The sequence below is a fragment of the Streptomyces sp. NPDC043861 genome, assembly GCF_056435905.1.
The window spans coordinates 174043-191633 of record NZ_JBWKDP010000007.1 but is presented as its reverse complement, the minus strand read 5'-3'; the positions used below and the strand labels follow the sequence as shown (position 1 = coordinate 191633).

Here is a 17591-nt window from a genome sequence, read left to right as displayed (position 1 = left end):
CCTCCATGCCTTTGGTCGAGCGAGGCGCGATGCTCCGGGCCGGGGAAGGTGCCGTCCCGGAGCATCGCGCAGTGCACGCTGATGCGGCCCTGCTTCCCGGGCTCACTCCCGGGGTGTGGGCAGCACTCCCACCTGCTTCCCGATCAGTCGCGGCAGTCCCGCGTGATCGGTACCGACTTTGCGATAGATGTCCGACAGCAGCCGGGTGACCACGGGGTCTTGGGTTCCCAGTGCGGCGGCGATACGGGCGTTCGACCAGCCTTGCGCGGCCCATTCGGCCACGGAGCGCTCCTGCGCGGTGAGCGATTCCGTGGCCGTGCGCAGCTGGAGTGGCCACAGACCGGCCGCATCCATCTCCGCGCGGGCCCGTGCCACCAGGGCGTCGGCCCCGCACACCATGGCACCTTCCAGACCGCGGCGAAGCTGCTCGGCGGAATCCTGCGGCAGTCCGGCGCGGCGCAGCGCGACACCGTGGTCCACCAACGCGGTCGCGAGGTCGTAGCCGGAGGGGGACCGCTCGAGGTGTGCGACGGCCTCGGCCAGCAGGGTGACGCGCTCGGCCCCGTGGGTCACCGAGGCCTGGGCGTGCAGTGCCTGACCGATCGCTGACTGGGTGCCGAACCGGCGGGCTCTGCTGACGCCTTCGCGCGCGAGTTCGTGCGCCTGTTGCGGATCGACGTCGTCCAGTGCCTGTGCCAGTCGGAGCTGCCAAGGACACCACGCGGGATTGCGCATGCCGCGCGGTTCGAGACGCCGGCCCACACGCGTGAGCTGCTCCTCGGCCTCCCGTCCCTTGCCGAGGGCGAGCAGCAGCTCGCTGTGGACGGTCTGGGAGTCCGGGTAGACCACGGCGCTGGGCACGACATCGCCGTAGCTGTACCGGGCGGCAAGTTCCTGGGCCTCCGGGACGCGGCCTCGGGCGAGGAGGATCTCGATGAGGATGCCGATGGCGAAGTACTGTGCGGGCACCTGGTGGCCGACCCGGTCCGCGATCCGCAGTCCGCCGCGGACCAGGGACTCGGCCTCGTCGAGGTGTCCGCGGCGGTAGCGGATATAGCCCAGCAGCGTGAAACCGAAGGACAGATGGGCCCCGCGCCAGCCCATGCTCTCGCATTCCTCGATACCCCGGTGGAAGAGCTCCTCTGCTCGTCCCGGCTGGTCGCAGTACATGAAGGTGAGAGCGACCAGGACGGGGACCTCGAAGCCCCACTGCTCGTCTGTCCACCTGAGGCCGTCACCGAGAGCCTCCTCCGCATAGTGCAGCGCGGTGGTCGCGGGCTCGCCGCGGACCATCGCGTCCCAGGCGCGCAGTCCCAGGATGTAGCGCTCCGCGGTACCTCGGCCTGAGAGGTGCTCGGCAAGGCGGGCCAGCCTGCGGGAGCGGGCGGGCGAGTCCTGTTCATCCGCCCGGAACGCGTTCCACATGAACTGCTCCGCCTGCATGCGCAACCGGGTCCTGCTGTTGGTGGCGCCTCGAGCGGCCTCGGCGACCGTCCGGGCGGCCTCCGCCATCCGGTCCGAGTGACCGAGGGCCTGGGCCAGCCGGTAGACGATGGCTTCGCGCAGAGGTGGGGCGAGGACGGGTTCCTCCAGCGCGGCCCGCAGGTGGTTGACCGTGGCCGCAGGGTCGTTGAGCAGGGCGGAACAGCCGAGTTCGAACAGGACGTCGGCACGCTCTTCCAGGGCGGGTGGTTCGCGCAGCGCCCGGGCCAGGCAGCGCCTGGCGGTGTCGGGAGCGCCCGCTTTGAGGTAGTCACGGGCGGCTTCGCGGAGCTGCTGCACGGCCCAGGGATCGCTTTCGGGGTGCATCTCCAGCAGGTGGCGGGCAGCCGCGGTGGCGCCCAGGCCCGCACTGGAGACGACCGCGGCGGCCTGGCCGTGCATGGCGACGCGCAACGCGGCGGGAATGGCCCGGTAGACGGCTGTGGCGATGAGCGGGTGGAAGAACTCCAAGTGATCGTCGTCGGGCGCGTCGGCGGGCGCGTCGGCGAGGATACGGGCGTCGCGCAGCCGGGCGACGGCGTCGGCCGACTCGGCCTCGCCCAGTCCGCCGACGCTCGCGGCCAGGCTCCGGGACGACGCGGCGCCCAGCACGGCAACGCTCCAGGCGAGGCGGACGGTGGAGGACCCGAGCCGCTCCAGCCGCTCGACGAGTCCGCCGCCCTTCACAGCGGAGGCGAGCTCCCGCAGTTCGGGTACCTGTGCGATCTGGGGTTTCAGCCCTCGATCGGCGACCTTGACGGCGAGTTCCACGGTCTCGAAGGGGTTCCCCCCGGTGACCGCCCACGTCTCGCGGCAGAACGCCTCGTCGGCTTCTTCGCCGAGGGCGTCGCGGACGATACGGCTGACTGCGCCAGGCGTGAGTGGTACGAGCTCGAAGGGGCGCGATCCGTTCCGCTCGGCGAGCCTCCCGAACGGCGCTGCGTCGACAGGGAGTTCATCGGGGCGGTAGGCCACGACGAGCAGCATCGGAAGTTCGGTGACACGCGGAGCGAAACCGGTCAGCCAGGCCAGCGACTCGGCGTCCGCCCAGTGGGCATCGTCCAGCATCATCACCAACGGGGCGTGCTGCACGGCGAAGCGGGTGGCGATCCAGTCCAGGCCGTCCCGCACGCCCTGCGGATCAGGGGAGGTACTGCTGTGCTGGGCCACCAGGCCCACCGCGGGGGCCACGATGTCGTACCAACTCCCCAATATCCTGCGGTGCTCCTTCTCGCTGTCCGCCGCAAGGACCGGCTGAACGAGCTGGCGTACGACATGGAACGCCACGCCCTGTTCCTGCTCGCCTCCACGGGCGAACAGCACCGTGCAGCCGCGGGCCACGGCCCTCCTGCGCGTCTCGGCCAGAAGTGTGGTCTTGCCGAGCCCGGCCGGCCCGGCGAAGGCCAGTAAGCCACCCGTGCCGGGCGCGGCTATCCCTGTGGGCGCTCCGCTCAGATCGGTCAACAAAGCATCCAGTGCGGCGAGTTCCGCGTCCCGCTCCAGCAGCAGCCGGCGCTGACGCCCCGGCGCTTCTCCCATGTAGGCCACAAGCGTTCCTTCGACTGTGTGTCTTGACCGAGTACGCGAAGCGTATGCCAGTAGAGACTGTCCGTAGTCCTGTGCGGAAGGTCTGTCCCGAGGAGATGACGGGATGCGGTAATAGCGGCAGTTCGTGCCCACCTCTGTCCCCCGCGCACCGTGAGCCGGGAGCGCACGCGCGGTCGCGTGCGCCGGATCCACACTCCAGGGCAACCGCCGATCACGGCCCCTCGCGCGGTACGGCGCCTAGCCTCGTAGCCGGCGCGAACGCTCGGGCCCCGCCGACCCGGCCTCAGCGCCACGACGCCCAAGGGGGTCCGCATGGGAAACGCATGGACTTTCGACCTCGGTCCGGCAGTCCCGGACCCGACCCGGCGGACGGCCGCCATCAGGATTCCGTTCCCTGCCCGGTTCAATCCGCATGCGCAGCGGGCTCGGCGACACACCCTGCAATGGCTGCAGGAGATGGGCCTGTTGACGGGTGAAGCCATGACGGCGGAGTACGACACGCTGCGGCTCGAGCGTCTGATGGCCTATTTCTACCCCGATGCAACCGGCAGCGATCTCGAACTCGCGGCCGACTTCAACGCCTGGTTCTTCATCTTCGATGACCAGTTCGACGGGGCGCTGGGAACACGCCCTGAGTCGATCGAGCAGTTGGTGGGAACCCTCGCACGGACCATGACCGCACAGGGCGCGCCCCAGGCGCTCGTCGTACCCGACCAGCCGCTCGTCCGGGCGTTCCGGGACATCTGGCGGCGGGCAACCGCAGGTACGCCCCACCGCTGGCAGCGCCGCTTCCGCGCACACTGGCAGGCCTATATGAGTGCCCATCAGGCAGAGGCGCACCATCGCAACGCCCAACGTCTGCCCGACCCGGAGGAGTTCCTCATGGTCCGGCGGAACACCATAGGCGTACAGCCCTGCCTCGACTTCACGGAACGGTGCGGCGGCTACGCCTTGCCCGACGACCTGCACGATGCCTTTCCGCTGCGGGAGATGCGCCGGATCACCAGCGATGTGGTGATCTTCGTCAACGACATCGTCTCCCTGGCCAAGGAACTCGCGGCCGGCGATGTGAACAACAGCGTCATCGTCCTGCGCGAGCACCGGGGCTGCACCCTGGACCAGGCCATCGACCACATCGCCGCTCTCGCCAACACCCGCGCAGCCCGCTTCGTGCAGCTCGCCGCAGCCCTGCCGGCCACACTCAGCCAGCGCGGCGCACCCGCACACGTACGCGGACACGTCGGCCATTACGTGGACGGTATGCGTCACCTCATGGCCGGCAACCACGCCTGGTCCCTCGCAACAGCCCGCTACGACCGGACCGGGACCGCAGCGCTGAGCGGCGGACGGCAGCGCCCCTGGGCGCATCTTGCCGCCACGACCCGGCCCCCCACGGGGGCTCTCACGTGGAACGCGGCAGCGGACGGCTGAAACGGGCTTGCACCCGGACCGCCGGCTCCGGGTTGTCGCGTCAGCTCACCGGCTGACCGAGCGCCAGATGTGTTCGGGCAGCGCGCGGGCGGCTTCCTCCAGGTCGATGTCGCCCACGGTGAGCCAACGGCGCACGACCCCGACGACCGGGCCCAGAACGAGGGACTCGATCAGCGGGGCGGAGAGCGCGGCGAGTTCACCGGATTCCGTGTGTGCGCGGATCCAGAGGGTGATCGGTGCCAGCCGGGCCTCCTGGGAGTCGCGGATCTGCGCGGCGTGGGCCATGCCCTCACGATCCGCGGTGACGGAATGCATGAGGCGGGCGGCTTCCGGATGGGCCTGTACGAAGTCCAGGTAGGCCCGGACGACGGCATGGATGCCGGAGCGGGCATCGGTTGCCTGTGCCAGAGCCGAGGCCAGTTCATCCAGCAGCCGGGCCAGCGATCGCAGTGCGAGTCCGGTGACCACGCCGTGGAGGCTTCCGAAGTGGTGGTAGACGCTCCCGGAGCTGACCCCGCTGGCTTTGGTGATCGCGCTCAGGGTGAGGCCGGCTTCACCTGACGAGGCGTAGATGCGCAGTGCTGCATCCAGTACCTGTTCGACCGTGGCTTCCCCTCGTGGTTGCTTCGGGCTCATCGAGCAGGCGTCCTCGGTCTCGTAGCGGCGGACCCCTTGGCCCTCGGCACAGACAGCGTAGAACATGGTTTCTGGATTTTTTTCTAGAAAGACTTCCAGTTCTGATGGCTGGACCTCCACACTGGACTCCGCGCCGAACGCGAACAGTCGTGGTCCGTGACGGTGCATCGCCCCTGCAGGCGTGGCACCGGGTGTGATCGCGAGGGGCGATTCGCCTGCGCTGGACACACATTCCGGACCGCGCCCGCCACGGCTCCGCTCACGTGGCAGCGGAGCATCGACCAGATGAGGGGTGTCATGACCGAACCGGGTCCCGTCGAAGGGCAGTCGCCTCCCGAGGGTCATCCGCGATTAGGCGCGCCGCTCGTTGCGCCACCGCCGCCCCACCACCCACCGGCGCCGACGCGCCGTCCGTGGACATCGAGACTCGGCACACCGACCGGACGCCGGCGCATGCTGCTCCTCGGTGGGGTGGGGGTCTTGGCCCTTGCACTGGTGGCCGGACTGCTGACCTGGGTGAACTCCTCTGCCAAATCAGGCCCGGCCACGGCCACGCGGAACCTGAAGCCGTTCAAGGAGGCTGTGGACGACCTGGCGCAGGCCCCGGGCCTGCGTTACCGGGACACGGCGATCGCCGGCATTACGGAACGCGACATCACGGTCACTGCCTCCGGAAGCCAGTTCGGTACAACGAGCTCCGGCAACAAGGAGCACGATCACGATGTCCTTCGGATCGGCAAGAAGGAATTCACCCGATGGAAAGTGGATCCGACCCCCGGCCAGGACGTCGGACCCGGCACGAAGACACCCAGCGCATGGACGGTCGGGTTCTACGGAAACTCCGACACCCTGAAGGAGGTACTCGACCGGAGGCCGTCCCCGCGGATCCTGGCAGCCCAACTGTCCAAGGCCCTGCAGGAACTGGCCGCTGCGCCGCAGCCGGCAACCTCGAAGCAGCGGCACACCGTCACCGTGGACGGGGCGCCCGCGATCGGAGTCGACACCTCGGCGGGCCGTCTGCTCGTCACCAAGCAGAAGCCGCACCGGGTACTGCGCCTGGAGCCTTACGACTTGTCCGAGATGGCCGACCAGTGGCGGAACGGCGAGACTCCGTCCGAAATTCCCCGGGTGACGGCCGGGCCTCTGGCAGACGGCGGCTCGGAAGGGATGGACCTGAGCCCGGTCGTCGGTGATGCCATCGACGCGATGTTCGACACGCTGGTGGAGTACACCAAGCAGCTCAAGGACGCGGGCGACCACGGCATCAACTTCACGCTCGACGGCTCGGGGAACATGAATTGCGGCTCAGGGGGCTGCACCGCCAACCAGAGGTTCACCGGAAAAGTCACCAGCGGGGCGAGGACTCGCATCACCGACGGCAAGGTCACCGCCATCATGAGCGCGACCTTCACCATCGGCGGACAGTCCGCAGGACGGTGCACCAGCGGCCGCGGCACCTTCCCCATCACCGGCAACAGCGTCTCCGGCAGGCTCACCTGCTCCAACCCGGGTGCCGGCCCCGTCTATGCCTCAGTCGCAGCGAAGTACAAGGCCGACGCCGAGGCCCAGTCCAGGGCCAGCGGCGGCCGCACGATCCGCTACAGCATCCCGCTCCGCGCCAACACCCTGATCGACGCCCGCGCCTTGGCGGCGGTCGAGGTCAAACAACTCGTCGAACGGGCACAGCGGGAACGGGACACTGCGGACTGCGCGAAGCCCCACAGCTTCCCGCCCGGCACCCAAGTGCTCCTCGCCGATGGAACCCACCGAGCCATCGAAGACATCCGTATCGGCGACCGAGTGACCGCAACCGACCCCGACAGCGGACTCACCGCCGCACGGCCGGTCACCCACACCATCGCCACCGACGACGACAAAGACTTCACACGCCTCACCCTCGCCACCGACCAGGGCCCCGCCTCCCTCACAGCCACCGACAACCACCCCTTCTGGCTGGCCAACACCGGACAGTGGACCAATGCCGGGGACATCAGGCCCGGCGACCGGCTGAACGGCTCCACAGGCGCCTCCCTCCAGGTCACCGGCGTCCTCGACCGGCAAGGGCGACAGCGCACGCACGACCTCACTGTGGCCAACCTGCACACGTACTATGTGCTGGCGGGCACTACTCCAGTCCTGGTGCACAACAGCGGGTGTGGCGACGTCGAGTTGGGACCGGGGAGCCGATCCGCGGACGCCTTGAAGTCCTTCAACTCGACCAAGCCGGAGACGGAGTTCGTCTTCGACTCAAGAACAGGAAGATTCCTGGCGGGAGACCGCGAACGCATTGCCGGAGGCCTCAGCCCGCATGAACAACTGGCGGAAAAGGCCGGTATGGACAGGGGGACGGTGCTGGGTGGCACACTCTTCCGGGATAATGGGCGCCTGGTGTTCACGGAGAACAGTGGCCACTATGGTCACAGGTGGACAGATTCGACGCGTCAGCAGTTCCAGAAATTCATGAATGATCAGGGAATTGAGTACGACTACAGGCCATGGGGTTGACATGACCGATTGGACTCCGGTGGTGTATCGAGGCGACGGGGCATGGATTGGAATCATGCCTGACGGCCGTATTGGAGTCGGTGTGGAATCGGAGGGGCGGGCCACTCTTGAAGACTCGGGGTTCGTTCCCATGTGGCCCTACTTGGAAGGCGACCTGTCTGCATCCTTGGCCGAGTTTTCCCGATCATGGGCACATCTCGGTCGGGGCGGCGTGTCAACTCCTGAGAGGCTCATTGAGCTGACGGTTGGCTCAGCGTGGAATTCTGGCCGCTCGTACTGGATGCAACTGGCAGCCCCATGGGCCATTGAGATGTCGCGCCGAGAGAATTTCGATCAAGAAGTTGTTCGAGGACTTCTCCGTGAAATGGCAGCCTCAGAGGTGCTGACGCCAGGGGTGCGGGATCAAGCACAGCACGCCAGCAGGTAGGTTGAGCAGGCCGAAGCCTCACCGAATTCACCCTGATAAGACTTCCGCAGGTGAATCCGGTGAGGCTCGGCGTGTCTGCCGGCAGCGGAATCAGTCGGACCGGTTTCGCGGTCTGGCGACTGTCGGTTTACCATCCCTTTTCTGCTCAGCCGTATCCATGGAGCCCCGCCGACGGGGGCGAATTCCAGGCGTCGTGGCAACATGTGATGGTTGATCAGGCCCCAAGGGGGCTTCGGCATGGGGTGACAGTGGTTGACGGCATCGCCAGCGGACGCGGGCGCTGAGCACTGGCGCTTTTGTCGCCGTCGGGGCTGACCGCATCGGTGATCTTCGGTTCGCAGAGCGCGGTTCGCAGGTCATGCCATGGCTCGGCCGGCGGCGGCGACCAGTTCGTCAGTTGCTGCGATGGCGGTCTCACGGCGGGAGACGAGGATGGTGTGATTGGTGGCGTCACGTAGGTCGAACGCGGCCAGAGCAGCCTGACGAGCCGGCTCAGCGAGGGATCGCTCGAGGACAGATACTGCTACCAGTGGGCCGGTTACGGCCGAGCGCGTGACATGGGATGCCCTGCGGGCGGCATCCACGGCCTCCTCGCTCGCGCCGTCCAGACGCAGGACTTCTCGATGCCACATGGCCCGCCGATGGTCGCCCAGTGCAGCCACCAATTCGCCCAGCGCCCTGCGCAGCGCTTCTTCCCTCCGGTCAGCGCGGTCAGCACTCCGAGCGATCCGCGCGCTCTTGATCTGAAGCAGCCCGGCGAGCGTGCCTCCAAGCAGTGTGCCGACCACGGCAATGATGCTGGGCCACATCGCGCGTCCTCCTTGGACATTGGTGCTGCGGCAAGTTGAAGTCGGCTGCCCCCGTTCGACACCGTTTCCGGTGCAGTGCCAGGAGCACCACAATGGCCGGGTCCGGGCAAGGATGCCCACCGGGCGCACCACATGGCAGGCGTGATTTCGGTCAGATCCCGATGTCGTTGATGGGACGTCCAATGGGGTCTCCCCGGGCCCGCCAGGGCCGAGGGGGCTTCCCCTCGGCCCTGGCGGGCCCGGGGAGACCCCATGCATCTGACACCACGCGCTGATCCACCAGAGATGACGGGACAGCCCTCAGTGGCTCGTCACGCATTTCGGTCAGGCGATCGAGCCGTGGTCGTGGGAGGTTTTGCCAAACGGTCGACCGACGATCGTCCCTGCTCAGATAGCTTTCCGACATCCGTTGAATGTGATGGCGGGCTGCCTACGCCATGGTGGAAGCAGCCCGATGGGAGGCATGCGATGAATTCGATCAACGTCGTGGCGACAGCAGCCGCGCTGCCGGCTGCCTGGAGCTCCTACTCCTTGGCAAAGGTAGGGGCGGCCTGTGTGAAAGTCCTGCGTATGGACAGCAGCCCGGTCGAGGAAGAGGCTCACGGGGCCGATGAGGTGCTGCTGGTGCTCGACGGGCGGCTGGAACTGCTGGTGGAGGGCATGGAGATCACCGTGGAGACAGGCGAGATGTACCGGGTGCCGGCGGGCGCTCGACACGCTGTCGGCCCGGGTAGCCGCGGCACGTTGGTGATCCTGGAGGAACCCGGGGCGTGAACGCGCTCACGCGGCCCGGGCCGGGTATTCGGTCCAGGTGCGGATCGGTGAGTCGGGGGCGAGGTTCGCCTTCGGCTCGGCGCGGGTGTTGCGCCGGCGGACGTAGGCGCCGACGGCGTTCTGCTCGTCGTGGCTGCGGTGGTCGGTGCCATTGAGGGCAACGTGGCACAGGCTGCGAGTTCGGCCTCGATCCAGTCGATGAGTCGGTACGGGGAGTCAGAGCGAAAGCACGAGGCGCCGGCGTCGGTCGCACACCTCCTCGCAGCCGGTCGCACTCGGTGGACCTGGACCAGGGTTTCGGATGCGAGAGCTGTGGCAAACCGTGAAGCATGGTGCAATTCGGCTACACGATGATGACGGAGCAAGCCGGGCCGAGGGCTCTCGTGGACGACGTCGTCGCGGCGGAGCGGGCAGGTTTCGACTTCTCCGTCACCTCAGACCACTACTTCCCCTGGCTCGCGTCCCAGGGCCACGCGCCCTACGCATGGAGTGTGCTCGGTGCTGCGGCCCAGGCGACCACACGCATTGCGCTCATGACCTACGTGACCTGTCCAACGACTCGCTATCACCCTGCCGTGGTAGCCCAGAAGGCGGCCACGATGCAGCTGCTCTCCGAGGGGCGCTTCCGTCTCGGTCTCGGATCGGGCGAGAACCTCAACGAGCACGTGGTGGGCGGGGGCTGGCCATCGGCACGGCTCCGCCTCGAAAAGCTGGAAGAGGCCGTCGAGATCATCCGCGGTCTCTTCGCCGGCGGTGAGCTGAACCATCGGGGCACCCACTTCGACGTGGTGAACGCCAAGCTGTGGGACCTCCCGGACGAAGCACCGCCGATCGGAGTCGCGGTCTCCGGAGAACTCTCCTGTTCGATTGCCGGTCGGCTCGCCGACCTGGTCATCGCCACTGAGCCGAAGGCCGAACTGCTGGACGCATTCGACCGGCACGGAGGCGCGGGGAAACCGCGGATCGGCCAGCTGCCGGTCTGCTACGACACCGACCGTGACGCCGCTGTCGTCCGTGCCCACGACCAGTTCCGCTGGGCTGTCGGGGGCTGGGCCGTGAATTCCGAGCTCCCGGGACCGTCCGGCTTCGAGGGCGCCACTCAGTACGTCGCTCCCGAGGACGTTGCCGGGATGATCCCGTGCGGCGACGACATCGGCGTCTTCGTCGACGCCGTCCGCCCCTACGTCGAGGCGGGATTCACCGAGATCGCACTCGTACAAGTGGGTGGCGATCGGCAACGGCCCTTCATCGACTGGGCGGAGAAGCAGCTGCTTCCCGCATTGCGGGAGCTCTGACCGGACCGCTCCGTGCCTGCCGTCCGCACGCTCGGACCGACTTCGCCGGGGCCCGACGTCGGGGCCCGACGTCCACAGCACGCGGATCCCAATCTCAGCTCGAAAGGCGAACACCCATGCCACGCGCGGTTCTGTTCGATGTCGACGGCACCCTCACCGACACCAACCACCTTCATGTCGTCGCCTGGTGGGAGGCGTTCCGGCAAGCGGGACACCCGGTGGCGATGCGGGATATCCACCGTGCGATCGGGCTCGCCGGGACCGATCTCATTTCTCATCTGCTGGGCGACGACCGTGAGGGGGACAAGGACGAGGCCATCGGCGCCGCACACGACACGCTGTACGGCACATGGTTCGACCGGCTCCCCGCTCTCGACGGGGCGCAGGACCTGCTGCGTACGCTCGCCGTCCGGGGCTGGCGCGTGGTTCTGGCCACTTCCGCGGGCGGAGCGGAGCTCGAGGCACTGCGGCGGGCCATCGACGCAGACGACGTCATCGCCGGCGTGGCCTCAGCCGACGACGTCGCGGCCGGCAAGCCTGCTCCCGATCCGGTTCACCGCGCACTCGAACTCGTCGGAGCAGGTGTCGACGAGGCCGTCTTCGTCGGCGACACGGTGTGGGACATGAAGGCGGCGACCGGGGCGGGCGTCCGGGCCGTGGCGCTGCTGTCGGGCGGCATCCCCCGGGCGGATCTCGAAGAGGCCGGGGCCGCAGCCGTCTATCAGGACGCGGCCGACCTGTTGTCGCACCTGGACAGCAGCCTGCTGGCGGAGTTCGAGCGCCGCGCCTGACGCATCCCCTCGGCGGGGGCCGGGGGCATTGCTTCGGCAGAGCTGACCGCCGAGGGGTGTCCGGGTCGGCCGGTGGGCGGCCGACCCGGACCGGGCTCAGGCGAGGTCGAACCGGTCGAGGTTCATCACCTTGTCCCACGCGGCCACGAAGTCATGCACGAGCTTCTCACTCCCGTCCTCGCACGCGTAGACCTCCGAGACGGCTCGGAGCTGTGCGTGGGAACCGAAGACGAGGTCGACGGCAGTCGCGGTCCACTTGACCTCGCCCGTGGCACGATCCCGACCTTCGAACACGTTCTCAATCGATGCCGAAGCCTTCCACTCCGTGCCCATGTCGAGCAGGTTGACGAAGAAGTCGTTGGTCAATGCCTCGGGCCGATTGGTGAAGACGCCGTGGGCGGACTGCCCGGAGTTGGTGTTCAGAGCGCGCATGCCGCCGATGAGAGCCGTCATCTGGGGAGCAGTCAGCGTCAACAGGTTGGCCCGGTCCAGGAGGAGAGTCTCCGCCGCCAGCTTCTCTCCTGTGCGGAGGTAGTTGCGGAACCCGTCCGCGCTCGGTTCGAGAACGGCGAACGACTCCACATCGGTCTGCTCCTGCGAGGCATCCGTGCGTCCCGGTGCAAACGGCACCGTGATGTCGTGCCCGGCGTTTCTCGCCGCCTGCTCGACGGCCGCGCACCCGCCCAGGACGATCAGGTCGGCGAGCGAGACCTTCTTCCCGCCGGACTGTGAGAGGTTGAAGTCCTGCTGGATCTGCTCGAAGGTGTGCAGCACCTCTCCGAGTCCGGGCAGGTCGTTGACCTCCCAGCCCCTTTGCGGCGCGAGCCGGATCCGTGCCCCGTTGGCCCCGCCACGCTTGTCGGTTCCGCGGAACGTGGCCGCCGATGCCCAAGCGGTGGCGACCAGCTGGGAGATGGAGAGTCCCGATTCGAGGAGCTTGCCCTTGAGGGCAGCGATGTCCTCGTCCGTGACCAGTTCATGATCGAGTGCGGGGACGGGGTCCTGCCACAGCTGCGGCTCGGGAACCCACGGGCCGAGGTAGCGCGAGACGGGTCCCATGTCGCGGTGCAGCAGCTTGTACCACGCCTTGGCGAACGCCTCAGCGAGCTTCTCCGGGTTCTCGTGGAAGTGCTTCGCGATCGGTCCGTAGACGGGATCCAACTTCAGCGAAAGGTCCGTCGTCAGCATCATGGGGGCGTGCGTTTTCGATGGATCATGAGCATCGGGCACAGTGCCCTGGGCTGTCGCATCCTTGGGAGTCCACTGTTTCGCACCGGCGGGGCTCGTCGTCAGTTCCCAGTCGTACGTGAACAGGTTGTCCAGATACCCGTTGTCCCACCTCGTGGGATTGGTGGTCCATGCGCCCTCCAGCCCACTGGTGACCGCATCGGTGCCCTTGCCGCTGCCGAAGGTGTTTCTCCAGCCGAGGCCTTGCTCTTCGACCGGGCTGGCTTCGGGTTCAGGGCCGATGTACTGCGCATCGACTGCACCATGGCACTTCCCGAACGTGTGGCCGCCGATGATGAGCGCAACTGTCTCCTCGTCATTCATCGCCATGCGCCCGAATGTCTCGCGAATATCCCTGGCGGCCGCCAGCGGATCCGGGTTGCCGTTGGGCCCCTCCGGATTCACATAGATCAGGCCCATCTGCACGGCACCAAAAGGACCGGTGAGTTCCCTGTCGCCGCTGTAGCGCTCATCTCCGAGCCAGGTGTCCTCGGGCCCCCAGAAGATTTCCTCGGGTTCCCAGATGTCCTCTCGCCCGAAGCCGAACCCGAATGTCCTGAACCCCATCGATTCCATGGCGCAATTTCCGGCGAAGACCAGAAGGTCGGCCCAGGAGATCTTCCGCCCGTACTTCTGCTTGACCGGCCAGAGCAGGCGGCGCGCCTTGTCGAGGCTCGCGTTGTCCGGCCAGCTGTTGAGGGGGGCAAAGCGCTGAGCGCCGCTGCCGCCGCCACCCCGGCCATCAGCAATGCGGTACGTTCCAGCGGCATGCCAGCTCATCCGGATGAAGAGCGGCCCGTAGTGCCCGTAGTCGGCAGGCCACCAGTCCTGAGACGTCGTCATCAACTCGAAGACGTCCTGCTTCAGCGCGTCGAGGTCGAGGGTCGCGAACTCCTCCGCGTACGTGAAGTCCTCACCCATCGGATTGGACCGCGGCGAGTGCTGGTGGAGAACCTGAAGGTCCAGCTGATTCGGCCACCAGTCCCGGTTCGTCCTGGGGCGGGTCGACGTCGGGGCCGGAGAGGGAATTACCGGGTTCTCGCTTTCGCTACCGGACACGTCCGTCCTTCTTCCTGTCTCGGTGTTTCCTGGATGCTCTGCTGATGTCGAGCACTGCGACTCACGCTCGTGGCGCGCCGTGGAGCCCGTAGGCCGGAAATCGCCTGACCGGACCTGCGGCAGTCGACGCGGGGCCGGCGGCCACCGACTATCGGCCCTCACGCACGATTCCGATGATGGAGCCTGTGTCGGCGTCCGTATGGTCGCGCACCATGGACCGCACCGCTACGAGAACACGCTGGGGAAACCCGGCGCAACAAGCACTCGAAGTCCGGATTCGTTTATGGGTTCTGCAGTCCGGCCCCATGGTCGAGGACTCTCCCGGCCTCCGAGCCGCACGAGAGAGGGAGACTCGCCTCCGATCTTTGCGATCAACCACTGACATGAAAAGCGGGAAACGGACAACTGTATGCTCGCCTGACGCATTGGGAGCTGTCACCCTGTGGCCAGGATTCCTGTTTGCAGTTGTGTCCGAGGCCGAGGTCACCTACCGCGGGCTGTGTCCGTCCTGCGCCCCTGGTCCGTCATCAGTGTGATTCCGATCAGTGCATCATGGCTCGCGTAATCACCTGTACCCCCGGATGGTGCCCGTGGGGTGAAGCGCGCCCATTGACCGTCTCGTCGCGTGCGGTGGCAAGGAGTGCTGACCGCCGCAAAGGGGCCAACCGCAATACGGCGAACGTTGCCTGAGGGGCAGTCGGCCATGAGGAAGGCCGACAGGCTGGGACGTACAGCCTTCTGCTCGCCAGACCTGGGCTCACCGGCGTAGCAGCTCCCATACCGTGAGGAGAATGCACCCGGTGGCGAGAGTGAGGGCGATGGTCCGGCGGCGCAGGTCCTGGTAGCGCGCCTCGTACTCCCTGCGCAGTTCGGTACAACGGTCGGCGAGGCGGCGGAGGGCCACCTTGGACATGTCCACGCGTGCACGTGCGTACTGCTCTTCGAGCTCGCGGCGTTCGCCAGTGGTGAGCCAGGGCAGCTTGTCGCAGAAGGCGACGGCTTCCCTGCGTGCTTCGGCGAGTTCGGCCTGCCAGTAGAGGTAGCCGTCGAGCTGGTGCAGCCCGTTCTGGACTCCCTCGTGAGGGGAGGGACGGTTCACCGCAAGCCCTTCCCTCTGCCGCTGATGCTCCGCTCACCCGCCCCGTCGTAGGGAAGTTCGGCGAGTTCGGGGTGGTGCAGGTCGAACGCCGGGGACTCGGAGCGGATCCGCGGCAGGGTGAGGAAGTTGTGCCGCGGCGGCGGGCAGGAAGTCGCCCATTCGAGCGAACGTCCATAGCCCCACGGGTCGTCCACTTCGACCTTCTTGCCGTACTTGGCGGTCTTCCAGACGTTGTAGAAGAACGGCAGGATCGACAGACCCAGCAGGAACGAGCTGATCGTGGAGATCGTGTTCAGCGCGGTGAAGCCGTCGGCGGCCAGGTAGTCCGCGTAACGGCGTGGCATGCCCTCGGCACCCAGCCAGTGCTGGACGAGGAACGTGCCCTGGAAGCCGATGAACAGCGTCCAGAAGCTCATCTTGCCCAGCCGCTCGTCCAGCATCTTGCCGGTGAACTTCGGCCACCAGAAGTGGAATCCGGCGAACATCGCGAAGACCACGGTGCCGAAGACGACGTAGTGGAAGTGCGCGACGACGAAGTACGAGTCGGAGACATGGAAGTCCATCGGGGGCGAGGCCAGGATGATCCCGGTCAGGCCCCCGAAGAGGAACGTCACCAGGAATCCAGTGGCCCAGAGCATCGGTGTCTCGAAGGACAGCGAACCCTTCCACATGGTGCCGATCCAGTTGAAGAACTTCACACCGGTCGGTACCGCGATCAGGAAGGTCATGAAGGAGAAGAACGGCAGCAGCACAGCGCCGGTGACGAACATGTGGTGAGCCCACACGGTCACGGACAGACCGGCGATCGCAATGGTCGCGGCCACGAGACCGATGTAACCGAACATCGGCTTGCGGCTGAAGACCGGGATGGTCTCCGAGATGATCCCGAAGAACGGCAGGGCGATGATGTACACCTCAGGATGGCCGAAGAACCAGAAGAGGTGTTGCCACAGCAACGCGCCGCCGTTGGCCGCGTCGAAGATGTGGGCGCCGAACTTCCGGTCGGCCTCCAGGGCGAACAGCGCGGCGGCGAGCACCGGGAAGGCCAGCAGAACCAGCACACCGGTCAGCAGCACGGTCCAGCAGAAGATCGACATGCGGAACATCGTCATGCCCGGGGCACGCATGCAGATGATCGTGGTGACGAAGTTGACCGAACCGAGGATCGTGCCGAAGCCGGAGAAGGCCAGACCCATGATCACCATGTCTGCACCCACGTTGGGAGTGTGCTGGGCGTCCGACAGCGGCGGGTACATGAACCAGCCGAAGTCCGGTGCGCCGTTCGGAGTGAGGAACGCGGCAAGGGCGATCAGCGAGCCGAAGAGGTACAGCCAGTAGGCGAACATGTTCAGCCGCGGGAACGCCACGTCGGGCGCGCCGATCTGCAGCGGCATGATCCAGTTGGCGAATCCGGCGAACAGCGGCGTCGCGAACATCAGCAGCATGATCAGGCCGTGCATGGTGAACGCCTGGTTGAACTGCTCGCTCGACATGATCTGCATGCCCGGACGCGCCAGTTCGGCACGCATGAACATCGCCAGGAGGCCGCCGACACAGAAGAACCCGAACGCTGTGGTGATGTACAGCGTGCCGATGGTCTTGTGGTCGGTGGTGGTCAGCCACTTCACCACCACATTGCCGGGCTGCCTGGGTCGGGGCGGGACCTCGTTCTCGTACGAGTCGTCAACCAAGGTGCTGGGTGAGGTCTCGGGATTCATGGCCACGCGGGCTCCTGGCAGACTCGGCTTCAGTGCCGACCCTGGTCCGGTCGATCGGGTCAGCGCACACTTACGATGCCTTTCTCTCCCACAAAGGCGTGCGACCTCATACCCCGCACGCTCATGTCACCTGATGGGGGGCCGCGGTCTGGGCCACTTGGATGAAAGGCCCACCTCGTGATCCGCAGCCCAGGAGGCCCTCTCGGCAACGAGGAATGCGGCCATGACGACGAACCCGAGGAAGTGGTCTGCCAGACGTCGTAACGGCGACGCGGGCGACGGGATCCGTTTCCAGCCAGGTGATCGTCCGCTCGGCCACCCAGCGGTGCCGGCCCAGTCACTCCGAGAACCCCATGCCTTGGGGGCGCCGACCGAGTCACCCACGGCGCCCCAGGCCCTACCCTCGCTGAGATCAGGCCGAGTGAAGCAACCGGGGCCCTGCACCGGGCAGATCCCTGACCGGCCAGGACGGGTCAGGCTGCGCGGTCTGCAACGTTGTGGTCCGGTTCTTTGTCCCTTCCGCCAGGCACGAGATGGAGATGACGGGGACGGGCGTGCTTGGGCGGCGCGGAAGTGCTGCTGAACATCCGCTCCTCGTAGCGATCCATCGCCAATACGAGGACCAGGAGAAGCGGCGGCATGAGTGCGGCGACGGCTAACACGACAGCCTCCCGGTGGACGAAGTCGCTGTTCCGGGTTGCCTGCATTCATGGGCCTACTCCCGGGGAGGGTGAAGGTCGTGTGACCGTCCTGCGGACGGGGCGGGCGTCGTCCAGCGGTGCCGGGCGAG

11 protein-coding genes are annotated in these 17591 nt (G+C 67.0%); 5 read left to right on the top strand and 6 right to left on the bottom strand.

Annotated features, from left to right (window positions below):
• Positions 1–102: 102 nt before the first annotated feature.
• Positions 103–3021: an ATP-binding protein gene (locus tag AC068D_RS18525; RefSeq protein WP_478824226.1), complete on the bottom strand. Its 2919-nt coding sequence runs from the start codon at positions 3019–3021 to the stop codon at positions 103–105.
• A 321-nt stretch (positions 3022–3342) separates the two neighbouring features.
• On the opposite strand from AC068D_RS18525, the gene AC068D_RS18520 reads away from it, so the two are divergent.
• The gene (locus AC068D_RS18520; protein ID WP_478824079.1) at positions 3343–4461 is read left to right on the top strand and encodes an isoafricanol synthase; all 1119 of its coding nucleotides are present in this window, start codon (positions 3343–3345) and stop codon (positions 4459–4461) included.
• 45 nt (positions 4462–4506) lie between these two features.
• Here AC068D_RS18520 and AC068D_RS18515 read toward each other — a convergent pair whose 3' ends face one another.
• Complete coding sequence (locus AC068D_RS18515; protein ID WP_478824225.1) at positions 4507–5097, bottom strand: TetR/AcrR family transcriptional regulator; 591 nt, start codon at positions 5095–5097, stop codon at positions 4507–4509.
• Between the two features lie 480 nt (positions 5098–5577).
• Here AC068D_RS18515 and AC068D_RS18510 point away from each other — a divergent pair, with 480 nt between their 5' ends.
• The gene (locus tag AC068D_RS18510; protein WP_478824078.1) at positions 5578–7602 is read left to right on the top strand and encodes a polymorphic toxin-type HINT domain-containing protein; all 2025 of its coding nucleotides are present in this window, start codon (positions 5578–5580) and stop codon (positions 7600–7602) included.
• Between the two features lie 783 nt (positions 7603–8385).
• Here the strand turns inward: AC068D_RS18510 and AC068D_RS18505 are convergent.
• Complete coding sequence (locus tag AC068D_RS18505; protein WP_478824077.1) at positions 8386–8838, bottom strand: protein kilB; 453 nt, start codon at positions 8836–8838, stop codon at positions 8386–8388.
• A 468-nt stretch (positions 8839–9306) separates the two neighbouring features.
• Between AC068D_RS18505 and AC068D_RS18500 the strand changes: the two genes are divergently transcribed.
• The 3 genes from AC068D_RS18500 (at position 9307) to AC068D_RS18490 (ending at position 11698) form a co-directional block, all read left to right on the top strand.
• Positions 9307–9612, top strand: a complete 306-nt coding sequence (locus tag AC068D_RS18500) for a cupin domain-containing protein (RefSeq protein WP_478824076.1) — start codon at positions 9307–9309, stop codon at positions 9610–9612.
• Between the two features lie 329 nt (positions 9613–9941).
• Complete coding sequence (locus tag AC068D_RS18495) at positions 9942–10907, top strand: LLM class F420-dependent oxidoreductase (protein WP_478824075.1); 966 nt, start codon at positions 9942–9944, stop codon at positions 10905–10907.
• A gap of 116 nt (positions 10908–11023) precedes the next feature.
• Complete coding sequence (locus AC068D_RS18490) at positions 11024–11698, top strand: HAD family hydrolase (protein ID WP_478824074.1); 675 nt, start codon at positions 11024–11026, stop codon at positions 11696–11698.
• 96 nt (positions 11699–11794) lie between these two features.
• Here AC068D_RS18490 and katG read toward each other — a convergent pair whose 3' ends face one another.
• From katG to ctaD, 3 genes are all read right to left on the bottom strand, one after another.
• Positions 11795–13984, bottom strand: a complete 2190-nt coding sequence (gene katG / locus AC068D_RS18485; protein ID WP_478824073.1) for a catalase/peroxidase HPI — start codon at positions 13982–13984, stop codon at positions 11795–11797.
• Positions 13985–14741: 757 nt separating this feature from the next.
• Complete coding sequence (locus AC068D_RS18480; protein ID WP_478824072.1) at positions 14742–15083, bottom strand: hypothetical protein; 342 nt, start codon at positions 15081–15083, stop codon at positions 14742–14744.
• A complete protein-coding gene (ctaD, locus tag AC068D_RS18475; protein WP_478824224.1) occupies positions 15080–16801 on the bottom strand; it encodes an aa3-type cytochrome oxidase subunit I in 1722 nt (573 codons plus the stop codon). Before ctaD ends, AC068D_RS18480 begins: the two co-directional genes overlap by 4 nt.
• Between the last annotated feature and the right edge of the window lie 790 nt (positions 16802–17591).